Raw genomic sequence first — 15,217 nt, 5'->3', positions numbered from 1 at the left:
GTGGGTGGGTGCGGGGTTGCCTGCTGGGTGTGCGTTTGCGGCGCGGCACGGGGCGCGCAAGTCCGCACGGGGTGAGCAGGCGCGCACGGTGCGCGGCCCGGCACCTTCGGCGAGGAGCTCGCACGGGGTGACGAAGCGCGCACGGTGCCGGCTGCACCGACGGGTCAGGTGAGGGCGTTCAGCGCCGCCGGGATCGGGGTGTCGCCGCTGGTGACCTCGAACTGCACGCCGACCGCGGCATCGTCGAGCAGCGCGTGCAGGACGACGGTCGCGACGTCCGCACGGGGGATCGAGCCCCGTGGCACCGTCCGGCCGACGTCGACGGTTCCCTGCGGGGGAGTGTCCAGCAGCCCGCCGGGACGCACGATCGTCCAGCGGAGGCGTCGAGCCCGCAGGTTCGCGTCGGCCTCGGCCTTCGCCCGCAGGTAGACCTGGAACACCGCGGCGTCGTCCTGGGCGGGCACGACCGCGAGCTGGGGGTCGTAGGTGTCGGCCGCCATCGCCGAGATCATCACGTAGCGCTCGATGCCGGCGCGCTCGGCGGCGTCGGCGAGCAGGATCGCGCCGTCGCGGTCGACCGTGAGCTTCCGTTCGGCGCCGCTGTTCGGTCCGGCACCGGCGGCGAAGACCACGGCGTCCACCCCACGCAGGCGCAGCGCCAGGTCGTCGTCGCCGAGCTGCTCCAGGTCCGCGACGATCGCACGGGCCCCCTGTTGCTCGACATCGGCCACGTGCGCGGGGTTGCGGACGATGGCGACGGCGTCGTGGCCGGCGTCGGTGATCTGGCGGGCGAGGAGCAGGGCGATCTGGCCGTGTCCTCCGGCGATGGCGATCTTCATGTGTTCGAGTCTGCCCGTCGCGTCCGGTAGACTTCTCCGCGGCTCCTCACGTGACGCCATCCAGGCCAACTCCCCCAGGGCGGAAACGCAGCAAGGGTAACCAGGCTCTGGCGGGTGCGTGAGGAGTCTTCTTCGTTCCCGGAGGGTAACCAGGGCTGCGCTGATCTCGTGTGCGGGTGCGTGAGGAGTCTTCTTCGTTGCCGGCCTGAGCTCCGCTCCGGCCCGGCCCGGCCCGGGCCGACACCCCCCCCGTTCGGGAGGGCCAGCCCACTTTTTCGGCGTCACGTGCGGACACCAACCTGATCGTGTGTAAAGATTCCGCTCAGGAATCCCCAACCAGGATTCCGACCCTCCACCGCCTCACCAGCGGAGGAGCCACCACCGCCTCACCAGCGGTGGATTCCGAGGATCAGGTGGCGGGCGTGCCCGCCAGGAAAAGAGACACGCATGCGCAGGCACGCGTCGCTGCCCGGTACCCCTGTACCCACCGCAGCGGACGAACGGACACGACGGATCACCCGCGCCGGCGGCCCAGCTCGAGGACGAGCGACGGACCACCGGCGGCTCCTCCTGCGCGGCGGCGTCGTCGCCACGGTGACGGCGCTCATCGCCGCCACCGTGGCGATCCAACCCGCTGCGGCCGCCCAGACCGACGTCGTCGAGGCTGAGGGGCTGCTGCTCAGCGGCTCCGGCATCGTCGACGCCGATGCGGTCGCCGAACTCGGCGGCGCGTACTCGGCTCGGGGCGCCACCTCGGGCGGCGGCACCACGAACCAGCCGCTCAACCTGACGGCGCTCGAGGCCGTCGGGGTCGACCTCGGCAACGACATCGACCTGCTCGGTCAGAACGGCATCCTGACCCTCGGCGTCGACGGCCAGTACGCCACGACCTCGGCGACGGGTGCGACCGCGTCGTCCGGCCTGCTCACGAACGACGGCGGCATCGGCGTCGGCACCGGGGCCGGCACCGGCGCCGGCGCCGCGACGCTCGACCTCAACCCGCTGTTCTCGCGCGTCGGTGCCGACACCACGGTGCTGTCGAACGCGCAGCTGCGGGTCGGCGCCCTGGCGTCCCGGATCCAGGCGACGCGCGGCACCACCGTCGAGACGACGACGGACTACCGGATCGCCGGCGCGGACCTCGACCTGACGAGCCCGGCGGTCGCCGGGCTCAGCACCGCGCTGCGGGCCGACCTGCGGACACTGTCGTCCTCGGTGAACTCGGCCGTCGGCGCGAACGGCGCACTCTCCGGCACCACCACCGCCCTGACCGCCGACATCCAGCGGCTGCTCCGTGGCACGGCCCTCGGCCTGGTGAACGTCAACGGCACGAACGTCACCGCGACGGTCGATCTCAACCTCGACGACACCCTGACCCGGGTCCTGCAGGAACCCCTGACCGACGGTGCCGTGACGATCACGCCGGCGACGGGCGCGATCACCGTCGACCTCGACCAGCTGACCACGTTGAACGGCCAGCCGGCGAACACGTCGGTGCTGACCGAGGCCGCAGTGGACTCGATCAACCGGAGCATCACGACGATCCTCGGTACCCAGCTGCCGACGGCGCTGCAGACCGCGGTCGTGAACACGATCAACTCGACGGCGGTCCGGGTGAACATCACCGCGAACATCACCGCTGCTGGCCTCCCGCTCGCCGGACTCGCGCTGCGCGCGGACACCACGCTCGGCGCCCTGGCCGGCACGGCGCCAGCCACCGCCACCGTGACCGCGACCGGTGGGCCGCTCGGGCTGAACGCCCTCGGCACGCTGCTCACCCCGGCGGTGAACACGATCGTGGTCCCGGCGGTGCAGACCATCGTGCGTCCGCTCGTCACGGGCGCCGCCCTGACGAACCTCGGCACGACGCTCACGGCGACGACCTCGGCCGTCTCCACCCTGCTGCGCCCCGTGGTGCTGCTGCTCCGTCAGGTCGTCGACCTCACCGTGAACGCGCAGGACACCACCGGCTTCCGCGACCCCCGCGGGTACGACACCGGATCGCGGAGCGTGCACGCCCTGCGGCTCTCCGTGCTCCCCGGGGTGAACGTCGCCACCGTGGACCTCGCCACCTCGACCGTGCGCGCCACGGCGTTCGCGGCTCCGACCATCACGGCACCCACGGCCGGACAGCAGTTCCCCGTGCCGTCGGCGACCTCGACCCGCAGCGTCGACGTGAGCGGTGCCGGCGAGCCCGGTGCGACCGTGGCCGTCAGCCTCGGCGGGGACCGGACCGGCACGGCGACCGTCGCTGCCGACGGGACCTGGACGACCACCATCACCGCCGTCCCCACCGGTTCCTTCACCGCGACCGCGACCCAGACGGTCGGCGGCATCACGGCGGGCACCGCGACGCAGGACTTCTCCGTCGTCGCACAGCGCGCCCTCACGATCACCACCCCGACGACCGGTCAGACCTTCACCACCACGGGGGAGAGCGCCCCGGTCACCCTGACGGGCACCGCGACGCCGAACGCGACCATCAGCATCGACCTGGGCGGCGGCGTGACCGCGACCGGGACCGCGGACGACGCCGGCGCCTGGAGCGTCACCGTCCCCGAGGTCCCCATCGGCGACCAGACGGCGAGCGTGACGCAGACCGTCGGCGACACGACCTCGGCACCCGTGACGCGGTCCTTCCGGGTCGCTGCCGCGGCCGGCCTGACCGTCGACACCCCCACGCCGGACCAGGACTTCCCGCTCGCCGGTGACACCCGGTCCGTCCCGTTCTCCGGCAGCGCACAGGCCGGAGCCCGCGTGGACGTCGACCTCGGTGACGGCCTGACCGCCACCACCCGCGCGAACGCCGACGGCACCTGGTCGACCAGCGTGACGGACGTCCCGGCCGGGGAGTACTCGGCCGAGGTCACGCAGACCCTCGGCGGCACGACGAGCGCTGCTGTCACCCGCGACTTCACCGTCACGGCAGCGCCCGCGCTCACCATCGACGAACCGACCGACGGCAGCACCATCACCGTCGCGGACGCGACCTCGACCACCCCGGTGCGGGTGTCCGGCTCGGCCGCGCCCGACGCGCGGGTCACCGTCGGGATCGGCGGGTCCTTCACCGCCGCGGTCACCGCCGACGAGGACGGTGCCTGGACGACGACCTTCGCGGACGTCCCGGTCGGCGAGCGGACCGTCACCGCACTGCAGACCGTCGACGGCACCACCTCGGGTCCGGTGGAGTCCACCTTCACCGTCGAGGCCGGGGACCCGCTGGCGATCACAGCGCCCGAGGACGGCGACGTGGTCACCGTGCTCGACGCCGACACGACCACTGATCTCGACCTGGCCGGCACGGCCGAGGCCGGCGCCCGGGTGCGGGTCTCGCTCGGCGACGGGCTGACCACGACCACGACGGCCGTTGACGACGGCACCTGGACGCTCACCGTTGCCGACGTCCCGGTCGGTCGGTACACGATCTCGGCGACGCAGACCGTCGGCGGGACCACCTCGCCGGCCGTCCGCCAGGTCGTCACGGTGCAGGCGGGCGCCCCGCTCGCCGTCACCGCCCCGACGCAGGATGCCACCGTCACGGTCGCCACCGACGACTCCGTCGTCGACGTCACCGTGCGGGGCACCGCGCAGCCCGGCGCCCGCATCGAGGTCGTCCTCGACGACGGCGATGCGGTGTCCACCACCGCGAACCCGCAGGGTGCCTGGTCGGTGGTCCTCGCCGACGTCGGCACCGGCGACCACACCGCGACGGTCACCCAGACCGTCGACGGCGCGACCTCGGAACCGGTCGGCCGTGACTTCGCGGTCGAGGCCGGCGACGAACTCGTCATCGTGGCACCGGGTGACGCCCAGCAGGTCCCCGCCGGCACCGGCGGGCAGGCCAACGTGGTCGTCCGCGGCACCGCGGAGCCCGGCGCGACCGTCACCGTCACGATCGACGAGGGCGACCCCGTCGAGGTCGTCACGGACACGGCCGGGAACTGGGAGCTCCCGACCACGCAGCTCGGCATCGGCGAGCACACCGTCGAGGCCATGCAGACCGTGAACGGCACCGAGGGCCCGGTGGTCACGCGTGACTTCACCGTGGTCCCCGGCAACGCCATCGTCATCGACACCCCGGCGAGCGGCGCACGATTCGTCGTGATCGACACCGACGCCACCGCGACCGTCCGGATCACCGGCACGGCCGAGCCCGGCGCCGCGGTCACCGTCTCGGTCGGACCCGGCACCCGGTTCACCACTACGGCGGACGACGACGGGCAGTGGGCGGTCGACGCGACCGGTCTCGCCCCGAAGGGCCTGTACACGGTGTCGGCCAGCCAGGAGGTCGAGGACGTCGTGACGAGCGCCGTCCCGATCACCTTCGAGGTCGTCACGGCCAACGCGCTCACGATCACCGGCCCGGACACCGACCCGATCATGGTCGCCGGCCCCGACGTCGAGCGCGACGTCACGGTCACCGGTACCGGCCAGCCCGGTGCCGCGGTCACGGCGACCCTCGCCGGGGCCGAGGACCAGCGGACGACGGTCGGCGCCGACGGCACGTGGTCGGTCACGTTCCCCGACCTCGGGGTCGACGTGCACCAGGTCGCGGTCACCCAGACCCTGGCCGGCAGTGTCTCCGACCCGCGCACCTCCGACCCGGTCGAGCGCACGGTGACCATCGAGGCCGCCGCAGCGGTCGCCATCACCGCACCGGCCACGGACGTCGTCCTGTTCGTGCCGGATGCGGACGCGACGCGCGACGTCGTGGTCACCGGCTCGGCCGAGCCGGGCGCGCCCGTCACGGTGCGACTCGGCGACGCCGAGGCGACCACCACCGCGGACACCGACGGCGACTGGACGGTCACGTTCGGTGGGGTCGGTGTCGGCACCCCGACGCTGACCGCCAGCCAGACGGTCGGCGGCACCACCGCCTCCAGTCCGGACCAGACGGTCACGGTGCGGGCCGGAACGGCGCTCGCCATAGTGACCCCGGAGGACGGCGACGTCCTGACGGTCGCCGACACGTCCGGCACCGCCGACGTCGAGGTGACCGGTCGGGCGCAGCCCGACGCCGAGGTGACGGTCCGGCTCTCGACCGGCGAGACCGAGACGGTGACCGCGGACGAGGACGGCCGGTGGGAGACCACCTTCCGGGACGTCCCGGTCGGCGACCACCGCGTCACCGCGACGCAGATCGTCGGCGGGCAGACGTCGACGCCGGTGACCGCCGCCGTGTCGGTCCGCGCCGGAGCCCCGCTCGTCGTGTCCACCCCGCGGGGTGCCACCACCGTCACGGTGGCGGACGACGACGCCACCACCGGGGTCGACTTCGCGGGCACCGGTGAGCCGGGTGCCACCGTCACGGTCGACCTCGGCGACGGTGGGACCGCCACGGCGACCGTGGACGAGGACGGCCGCTGGTCGACCACGGTCGAGGACGTGCCGACCGGCTCGTTCACGGCCTCGGTCACGCAGACCGTGAACGGCACCACGAGTGCGGCGGTCGACCGACCGGTGTCCGTGGTCGCCGCTGCCGACCTGGTCATCCGTGAGCCCGGCGACGACCCGATCACGGTGGCCGACGGCGACGCGACGACGACCGTGACGGTCGCCGGTGACGCACAGCCGGGCGCCACCGTGACGATCACCGTCGACGACCGCGACCCCGTCGAGGTCACGGCCGGTGACGACGGCTCGTGGAGCGTCGACGTGCCGGACCTGGGCGTCGGCGAGCACACCGTCGAGGTGACGCAGACCGTGGACGGCTCGACCTCGACCACCCCGGCCGAGACGACCTTCGAGATCGAGGCGTGCGCACCCGTCGTCATCACCGAGCCGACGGCCGACCAGGAGTACACGGTCGCCGACGGGGACGGCACGACGACGGTCGACGTGGCGGGAACCGCCGAGCCGGGTGCGACCGTCGTGGTCGACCTGGGCGACGGTCGCAGCGAGTCGACCACCGCGGACGACGACGGCGCCTGGAGCGTCTCGGTCCCCGGCGTGCCGGCCGGCACCACGACCGTCAGCGTCACGCAGCGCATCGACGACACCGAGTCCGCGCCGGTGACCGTGGACGTCCGCGTCCTCGTCGCCGACCCGATCACGATCGCCACCCCGGCGGACGGGACCACGATCCGGGTCGCCCAGCGCGACTCGCTCGCGACCCTCACCGCCGCGGGTGCGGCGGAGGCCGGTGCCGAGGTCCGTGTCACGATCGACGGCGGCGACGCCGTGACCGTGACGGCGACCGACGCCGGAACGTGGAGTGTCGGGCTGCCGGACACCGCCGTCGGTGCGCACACGATCCGTGCGACCCAGACGGTGGACGGCTCGACGTCCGCGCCGGTCCGCAGCACCTTCACCGTGGCACCCGGCGCCGCGTTGACGGTCACCGCCCCGGCGGACGAAACCACGTTCACCGTGCCGAGCACCGACCCCACCGCGACCGTCCCGGTCGGCGGCGCAGGCCAGCCCGGCGCGACGGTCCGCGTCGTCCTCGACGACGCCGACCCGGTCGTGGTGCGCGTCGGCACCGACGGGCGGTGGGAGACCACGCTCGTCGACGTACCGGCGGGGGACCACACGCTCGTCGTCACCCAGGTTGTCAACGGCACGACGTCCGACCCGATCGAGCGCGACGTGACGGTCGTGGTCGCCGCCGCGGACGCGATCGTCGTGACGGCCCCGGCCGACGGCGCCGACTACCGCGTGCTCGGCGGTTCGACCGATGTCCGCGTGACGGGAACCTCGGCACCGAACGCCGCCGTCTCGGTCCGCATCGACGACGGCGCCGCGGTCACCACGACCGCGGACGACGACGGTGCGTGGTCCGTGACGGTGCCGGACGTCGCCGAGGGGTCCCACACGGTCACAGCCAGCCAGACGGTCGACGGCGTCACCACCGACGCTCCGCAGGTCGGCTTCACCGTGACGGCCGTGACGCCGGTCGTCATCTCGAGCCCGGCCGACGGCCAGGCGTTCCCGACCACTGGGTCGTCGACGTCGGTCCCGGTGAGCGGCACCGCCGAGCCGGGGGCGACCGTCACGGTCGACATCGACGGCCGGACCGCCTCGACGACCGCCGGCGACGACGGTTCGTGGACGGTCACGATCGGTGGCGTCCCCCTCGGGGACCACACCGTGTCGGTGACGCAGACGGTCGGCGGTCGGACCTCCGACCCGGTCGCGGTCGACGTCACGGTCGTGGCCGCACAGGCGACGGGCATCGTCATCACGAGTCCCGACCCCGGGCAGCTGATCCCGGCGGACGGCTTCGGTGACACCGGGTCGTTCACGGTGACCGGTCAGGCCACCCCCGGCGCCGCGGTGACGGTGACCCTGTCCACCGGGCAGGTCCGCACCACCACGGCCGACGACGAGGGCGCGTGGAGCGTCGTGTTCGAACGCGTCCCCGAGGGTGAGTGGACGATCGGTGCCACGCAGTCCGTGAACGGCACGGACTCGGCGGCGCCCCGGGTGCCGATCGTGGTCGACACCCTGGACCCGCTCGCGGTCACCTCGCCCATGCCGGGCGAGCAGCAGATGGCGGACGAGGACGGCTTCCACGACCTCGTGGTCACGGGGACCGCTGAGCCCGCTGCGACCGTCACGGTGCAGCCGATGGGCCGGGACGCGGTCGCCACCACGGCCGACCGGGGTGGCGAGTGGGAGGTCATGGTGACGCTGCCGGTCGGCGTCCACATGCTGCGGGTCACCCAGACGGTCGGTGGCTCCACCTCGCAGGCGCAGATGGTCCGCGTCGTGGTCATGGACGACTCGGTCGACCCGGAGGAACCGGGCACGCCCGGGACCCCCGGAACGCCCGGCACCCCTGGAACGCCGGGGGCACCCGGTCTGCCCGGTACACCGGGGACCGGCGGCGGCGGCGGCACGGGCACCGGTACCGGGAACGGCTCCGGCACCGGGATCGGTGGCTCCGGCAACGGCACCGGTGGCCTCGCCTGGACCGGCGCGGACGTCGTCCCGATCGCCGGCACCGCGGCGGGCCTGGTGGCCCTCGGGTTCCTGCTGCTGGGGCTCTCCCGCCTCGCCGGCAGCCTCCGTCGCCGCACCCGCGGCTGAGTCCGCCACCCGCGTCACACACCGCGCCTCCCGCCCGTCGGCCAGACGGACGGGAGGCGCGGTGTCGTCCCGGCGCTCGGCCCGCCGCCGACGGGTGGTCCGGCCCGGCGGGACGACCTGTGGACGGGCACGCGGGTTGTCGGTCGTGACGGCTACCCTTGTCGCGTGGTCACCGCCCTGTATCGCCGTTACCGGCCCGAGAACTTCGCCGAGCTGATCGGGCAGTCGCAGGTCACCGACCCGCTCCGCACGGCGCTCCGCACGAACCGCGTCAACCACGCCTACCTGTTCAGCGGGCCCCGTGGCTGCGGCAAGACGACCTCGGCCCGCATCCTCGCGCGCTGCCTGAACTGTGCCGAAGGTCCGACGGACACCCCGTGCGGTGTCTGCCCGAGCTGCGTCGAACTCGCCCGCGACGGCAGCGGATCGCTCGACGTCATCGAGATCGACGCGGCGAGCCACAACGGTGTCGACGACGCACGTGACCTGCGCGACCGTGCCGTGTTCGCCCCGGCCCGCGACCGCTACAAGATCTTCATCCTCGACGAAGCGCACATGGTGACGCCGCAGGGCTTCAACGCGCTGCTCAAGCTGGTCGAGGAACCCCCGGAGCACGTCAAGTTCATCTTCGCGACGACCGAGCCCGAGAAGGTCATCGGCACCATCCGGTCGCGCACCCACCACTACCCGTTCCGGCTCGTCCCGCCCGCGGTGATGCTCGAGTACATCGAGCAGCTCTGCACGCAGGAGTCCGTCTCCGTGGCACCCGGCGTCCTTCCCCTGGTGGTGCGCGCGGGTGGCGGGTCGGTCCGTGACACCCTGTCGCTGCTCGACCAGCTGATGGCCGGCAGCGAAGACGGTGCGATCGCCTACGAGCGTGCCGTCGCCCTGCTCGGCTACACCGACGCAGCCCTGCTCGACGACGTCGTCGACGCCCTGGCCGTCGCCGACCCGGCTTCCGCCTTCGCCGCGATCGACCGCGTCGTGCAGACCGGGCAGGATCCCCGCCGCTTCGTCGAGGACCTGCTCGAGCGCCTGCGCGACCTGATCGTCGTGGCGGCGACGAACGAGAGCGCCGCCGCCGTCCTGCGCGGCGTCTCGCCGGAAGAGCTCGACACCATGAGCCGCCAGGCCGGGGTCTTCGGTGCGACGGGGCTCTCACGCTCCGCCGACATCGCGAACCGTGCCCTCACCGACATGACCGGTGCGACCTCGCCCCGGTTGCACCTCGAACTCATGACGGCCCGGATGCTCGTGCCCGAGGCCGACGACACCCAGCGCGGAGCCCTCGCCCGGGTGGAGCGCCTGGAACGTCGCGTCGGTGTCGGTGACGTCGGTGGACACGACGCCGGTGGGCACCAGGTCGGCGCCGGTGAGCAGTCCGCTCCGGCCGTCGCCGCTGCACCGCGTCGTGAGCAGCCGGCGGCCGCGGCTCCCGCAGCTCCTGCTCCCTCCCTCGCTCCGACGCCCGCTCCGGCACCGGCTGCGGCTCGCACGACGGCCCCCGAGCGCCCGGCTGCACAGCAGAGCGCGCCCCGGGCCAATTCCGGGGCCGTTGCTCGCGACGCCGCGGCGTCCTGGGCCGCGGTCGCTCCGAGCGCTCCGGAAGGGCCCGCGCAGACGCCGACCTCGACCGGGGCCTCGAAGCCCCAGGACGCGAAGTCGGCGGCCGAGCCGGTCAGTCCGTCGTCCACCGGTCAGGGCACGACGATCGGCGACGAGCCCGCCGTCCGGACCGTCGGTGCCGTCGGCTTCCAGCAGATGCGTGACTCCTGGCCGCAGATCGTCGAGCACGTGCAGCACGCCAAGCGTTCGGCGTGGTCGGTGGTCGTCACGGCGCAGGTCACCGCGCTCCGCGACGACGTCCTGACGCTGACGTTCCCGAGTCAGCAGGACGTCGCTTCGTTCAAGGAGATGTCCGATCCCTCGGCCAGCGTCAGCGAACTGCTGCGCGCCGCCATCGTCGACGTGCTCGGGCTCCGCGTGAAGTTCGTCGCCCGCGGGCCGGGTCAGCAGCAGCGTCCGCAGCAGCAGCAGCAGCAGCAGCAGCAGCAGTCGGCTCCGGCCCAGCAACCGGCTCCGGCCCAGCAACCGGCTCCGGCCCAGCAACCTGCTCCGGCGCAGCAGGCTGCGCCGGCCCAGCGTCCGGCTCCCGTTGCCCAGGCCCCCGCCGCCGCGGCACCGGAGTCCCCGGCGCCGAAGTCTGCTGACGCGCCTGCGCCCGCGACAACGGCTGCTCCGGCGCCGGAGTCGCAGGCAGTGCCCGCTGCAGCTGCGGAGCCGGAAGCAGCCCCTGCGGCAGCAGCGGTACCCGAGGCTGTGTCGGAACAGCAGGCGGCGAAGGCCGCGCCGGCACCGGAGGCCGCGCCGGCCCCCGGAGCACCGACCTCGCCCGCGCCGCAGCGTGACGCGGCACCCGCCGATCCCACCCCTGCTCCCTCGGGCGCACCGGTGACCGACTGGGCGGTCGCGACGATCCCCGCAAACGACCCCACCGCCGACGCCGTCCCGGAGTCCGTCGAGCCGAGCTGGGCAGCACCGTTCGGCACCGCACCGGCGTCCGCACCGGTCGCCCCCGCCGAGACCACCACGACGGAGCCGACGCAGCCAGCAGCACCCGCGCGACCTGCTGGTGCCACGGGTGGGCAGCCCGACCAGCCGACCAGCCCGGGGCAGCAGGCGGCGTCCGGAGCGGCAGCCGTGCCTCCCGGCGGTACCGTCGTGCCTGGCGTTCCCGTCGACGACTACCCGCTCGACGACGAACCGTACGACGACGGCGCACCGTTCCCCGACCCGGGGATCGGTCGCGGCGCGGCGACCGCAGCCGCCGCGCCGGCGGCCCCGGCGCAGCAGGCCGCGCCGCAGCGCGCGTCCCAGCCGTCGGCACCTGCCGCCGCTGCTCCGCGCACCGCGCCGCCCGCGCGCCGCGCGCCGGTCGCGGGTCGGTACGGCGAGGCGGTCGTGCGTGAGATCCTCAACGCTCAGTTCATCGAGGAGACCGCCCTCCACCAGGACGGTGCCTGATGTACGACGGGATCGTCCAGGACCTCATCGACGAGTTCGGCCGCCTGCCCGGCATCGGCCCGAAGTCGGCGCAGCGCATCGCCTTCCACATCCTGCAGACCGAGTCGTTCGACCCGAGCCGACTGTCCGAGCTGCTCGCCGACGTCAAGGAGCGGGTCCGCTTCTGCGAGATCTGCGGCAACGTCACCGAGAACGTGCAGTGCAGCATCTGCCGTGACCCGCGTCGTTCGCCCGCCACCATCTGCGTGGTGGAAGAGGCGAAGGACGTCGCGGCGATCGAGCGGACCCGCGAGTTCCGTGGGCTGTACCACGTGCTCGGCGGGGCGATCAGCCCGATCGACGGCATCGGCCCGGACGACCTGCGCATCCAGCAGCTCATGACGCGCCTGGCCGACGGCACCGTGGCCGAGGTCATCATCGCGACCGACCCCAACCTCGAGGGCGAGGCGACGGCGACCTACCTCAGCCGGCTGCTCGTCCCGATGGGCATCCGCACCACGCGGCTCGCGTCGGGGTTGCCGGTCGGTGGCGACCTGGAGTACGCCGACGAGGTCACGCTCGGTCGTGCCTTCGAAGGCCGCCGCGTCGTCGGCGGCTGACCCCCACGCAGGATCCTTGCGTCGGGGCCCACTCGCACGCAACATCCCCGAAACACCCTCTACCATTGTGAGACCGCGTGACCTCGCGGTGTCGCCGTCTCCGGGAGTACCAGCCAGTGGCCTTGATCGTGCAGAAGTTCGGTGGTTCATCCGTCGCGGACGCCGAGAGCATCAAGCGCGTGGCGAAGCGGATCGTCGAGACGAAGAAGGCCGGCAACGACGTGGTCGTGGCGGTGTCGGCGATGGGCGACACCACCGACGAACTCGTCGACCTGGCGCACTCCGTCACGCCGATCCCCGCCGGCCGTGAACTCGACATGCTCCTGACCGCGGGGGAGCGCATCTCGATGGCGCTGCTCGCGATGGCGATCAAGAGCCTCGGGGTCGAAGCGTCGTCGTACACCGGCAGCCAGGCCGGCATGCTCACCGACGCCCAGCACGGCAAGGCCCGCATCGTCGACGTCACCCCGAAGCGCGTGCGTGAGGCGCTCGACTCCGGCCACGTCGCGATCGTCGCCGGGTTCCAGGGCTTCAACCGCACCACGGGCGAGATCACCACGCTCGGTCGCGGCGGCTCCGACACCACGGCCGTCGCCCTCGCCGCAGCGCTCGACGCCGACGTCTGCGAGATCTACACCGACGTCGACGGCATCTTCACCGCCGACCCCCGTGTCGTGCCGAAGGCCCGCAAGGTCGACCGCGTCACCAGCGAGGAGATGCTCGAGCTCGCAGCCTCGGGTGCCAAGGTCCTGTACATCCGCGCCGTCGAGTACGCCCGTCGGCACGGGGTCACGCTGCACGTCCGGTCCTCGTTCAACAACAACGAGGGCACCATCGTCTACAACCCTGCCGAGGGGGAAACCGTGGAAGAACCGATCATCACCGGGATCGCCGGAGACCTCTCCGAGGGGAAGATCACCGTCGTGGGGGTCCCGGACCAGCCGGGCAAGGCCGCCGAGATCTTCACCAACGTCGCGCGCGCCGGGGCGAACATCGACATGATCGTCCAGAACGTGTCGGCTGCGTCGACCGGGCGGACGGACATCTCGTTCACCCTGCCGAAGGACCAGGGCCAGACGGTGCTGACGGCACTCGAGGTCGCAAAGGCCGACATCGGCTACGAGAGCATCCAGTACGACGACCAGATCGGCAAGCTCGCCCTGGTCGGCGCTGGGATGCGCACGAACGCCGGTGTCTCGGCGCAGCTCTTCCGCGCCCTGCACGACGCGTCGATCAACATCGAGATGATCTCCACGTCCGAGATCCGCATCTCGGTCGTGACCCGCGCCGACACCCTGAACGAGGCGATGCGGGTCGTGCACAGCGCGTTCGGCCTCGACGCCGACGCCGAGGCCGTCGTCTACGCCGGCACCGGCCGCTGACACCCGCCGGCTCGTTGATCCGCTGAACCACCAGGAGCACCGCATGACCACCCTCACCGTCGCCGTCGTCGGCGCCACCGGCCAGGTCGGCGCCGTGATGCGCCGCCTGCTCGAGGAGCGCGCGTTCCCGGCCGACCGGGTCCGCTTCTTCGCGAGCGCTCGTTCCGCCGGCACGACGCTGCCGTTCCGCGGCGAGCAGATCGTGGTCGAGGACTCCGAGCTCGCCGACCCGTCCGGCATCGACATCGCGCTGTTCTCCGCCGGGGCCACCGCCTCGCGGGCCCTCGCGCCGAAGTTCGCCGCCGCCGGGGCGCTCGTCGTCGACAACTCGAGCGCCTGGCGCATGGACCCCGACGTCCCGCTCGTCGTGAGCGAGGTGAACCCGCACGCCATCGACCAGGCGCCCAAGGGCATCATCGCGAACCCGAACTGCACGACCATGGCGATCATGCCGGTGCTCAAGGTGCTCGACACCGAGTCCGGGCTCCGTCGCCTCGTCGCCACGACCTACCAGGCGGTCTCCGGCTCCGGGCTCGCCGGCGTCGAGGAACTCCTGGGCCAGGCGAAGGCCGCCCTCGAGCAGGACACCGCTGCGCTGACGCACGACGGATCCGCCGTGACGTTCCCCGAGCCGGTCAAGTACGTCCGCCCGATCGCGTTCGACGTCGTGCCGCTCGCCGGCAGCATCGTCGAGGACGGTCTGGGCGAGACCGACGAGGAGAAGAAGCTCCGCAACGAGAGCCGGAAGATCCTCGAGCTCCCCGACCTGCTCGTCGCGGGCACGTGCGTGCGCGTCCCCGTGTTCACCGGTCACTCCATCTCGGTGCACGCCGAGTTCGAGCGTCCGCTGTCGCCCGAGCGCGCGACCGAGATCCTGTCGAGCGCGCCCGGCGTCGAGCTGTCCGACGTCCCGACCCCGCTGCAGGCCGCGGGCCAGGACCCGGCGTTCGTCGGCCGCATCCGCGCCGACCAGTCCGCGCCCGAGGGCCGCGGCCTGGTGCTGTTCGTCAGCAACGACAACCTGCGCAAGGGCGCCGCGCTCAACGCGGTGCAGATCGCCGAGACCATCGTCGCGCGTCGCTCCGTCGACGCGTAGCGCGCGCCGAGCGCGACCAGCAGACGGACGGGAGGCCCGTGGCGACACCGCCACGGGCCTCCCGTCCGTCTGTCGGGGGACGCCGGTAGGATCGACGGGTGGCAGAGAAGCAGGTGGACCCCATCGACGTCGTCCTGATCGGCGGAGGCATCATGAGTGCCACGCTCGGGGCCATCATCCACAAGCTCGAACCGAGCTGGAAGATCCGCGTGTACGAGAGGCTCGGCNCGCGCGCCGAGCGCGACC

Annotated in this window: 6 protein-coding genes, 1 other RNA gene and 1 pseudogene; 7 read left to right on the top strand and 1 reads right to left on the bottom strand. The window is 73.0% G+C overall.

Features of this window, described 5'->3' with window-relative positions; genetic code table 11:
* Positions 1-164: 164 nt before the first annotated feature.
* Positions 165-839, bottom strand: coding sequence for an SDR family oxidoreductase (locus BOSE127_RS07185; RefSeq protein WP_159556719.1), 675 nt, complete (start codon positions 837-839; stop codon positions 165-167).
* Positions 840-876: 37 nt separating this feature from the next.
* Here BOSE127_RS07185 and ffs point away from each other — a divergent pair.
* The 7 genes and pseudogenes from ffs to BOSE127_RS17340 form a co-directional block, all read left to right on the top strand.
* Positions 877-973: signal recognition particle sRNA small type (gene ffs, locus BOSE127_RS07180), an RNA gene on the top strand.
* Between the two features lie 313 nt (positions 974-1,286).
* Positions 1,287-8,870: a choice-of-anchor G family protein gene (locus tag BOSE127_RS07175; protein ID WP_159556717.1), complete on the top strand. Its 7,584-nt coding sequence runs from the start codon at positions 1,287-1,289 to the stop codon at positions 8,868-8,870.
* A gap of 165 nt (positions 8,871-9,035) precedes the next feature.
* On the top strand, positions 9,036-11,894 hold the full coding sequence (locus BOSE127_RS07170; protein ID WP_159556715.1) for a DNA polymerase III subunit gamma and tau: 2,859 nt from the start codon (positions 9,036-9,038) through the stop codon (positions 11,892-11,894).
* Positions 11,894-12,493 (top strand): recombination mediator RecR, encoded by a 600-nt coding sequence (gene recR, locus BOSE127_RS07165; protein WP_017888680.1) that lies wholly within the window; start codon positions 11,894-11,896, stop codon positions 12,491-12,493. Before BOSE127_RS07170 ends, recR begins: the two co-directional genes overlap by 1 nt.
* A 116-nt stretch (positions 12,494-12,609) precedes the next feature.
* Positions 12,610-13,875 (top strand): aspartate kinase, encoded by a 1,266-nt coding sequence (locus BOSE127_RS07160; protein ID WP_017888681.1) that lies wholly within the window; start codon positions 12,610-12,612, stop codon positions 13,873-13,875.
* Positions 13,876-13,918: 43 nt separating this feature from the next.
* On the top strand, positions 13,919-14,971 hold the full coding sequence (locus tag BOSE127_RS07155) for an aspartate-semialdehyde dehydrogenase (RefSeq protein WP_017888682.1): 1,053 nt from the start codon (positions 13,919-13,921) through the stop codon (positions 14,969-14,971).
* A gap of 98 nt (positions 14,972-15,069) precedes the next feature.
* Positions 15,070-15,198: pseudogene (locus BOSE127_RS17340) on the top strand (malate:quinone oxidoreductase); the annotation flags it as partial.
* Positions 15,199-15,217 lie beyond the last annotated feature (19 nt).

It is taken from the genome of Curtobacterium sp. 8I-2, from assembly GCF_902506155.1.
In the GTDB taxonomy this organism is placed as follows: Bacteria; Actinomycetota; Actinomycetes; order Actinomycetales; family Microbacteriaceae; genus Curtobacterium; species Curtobacterium poinsettiae.
Note: the sequence above shows the minus strand (reverse complement) of the source record. Positions and strands in the feature narration are given on the sequence as shown.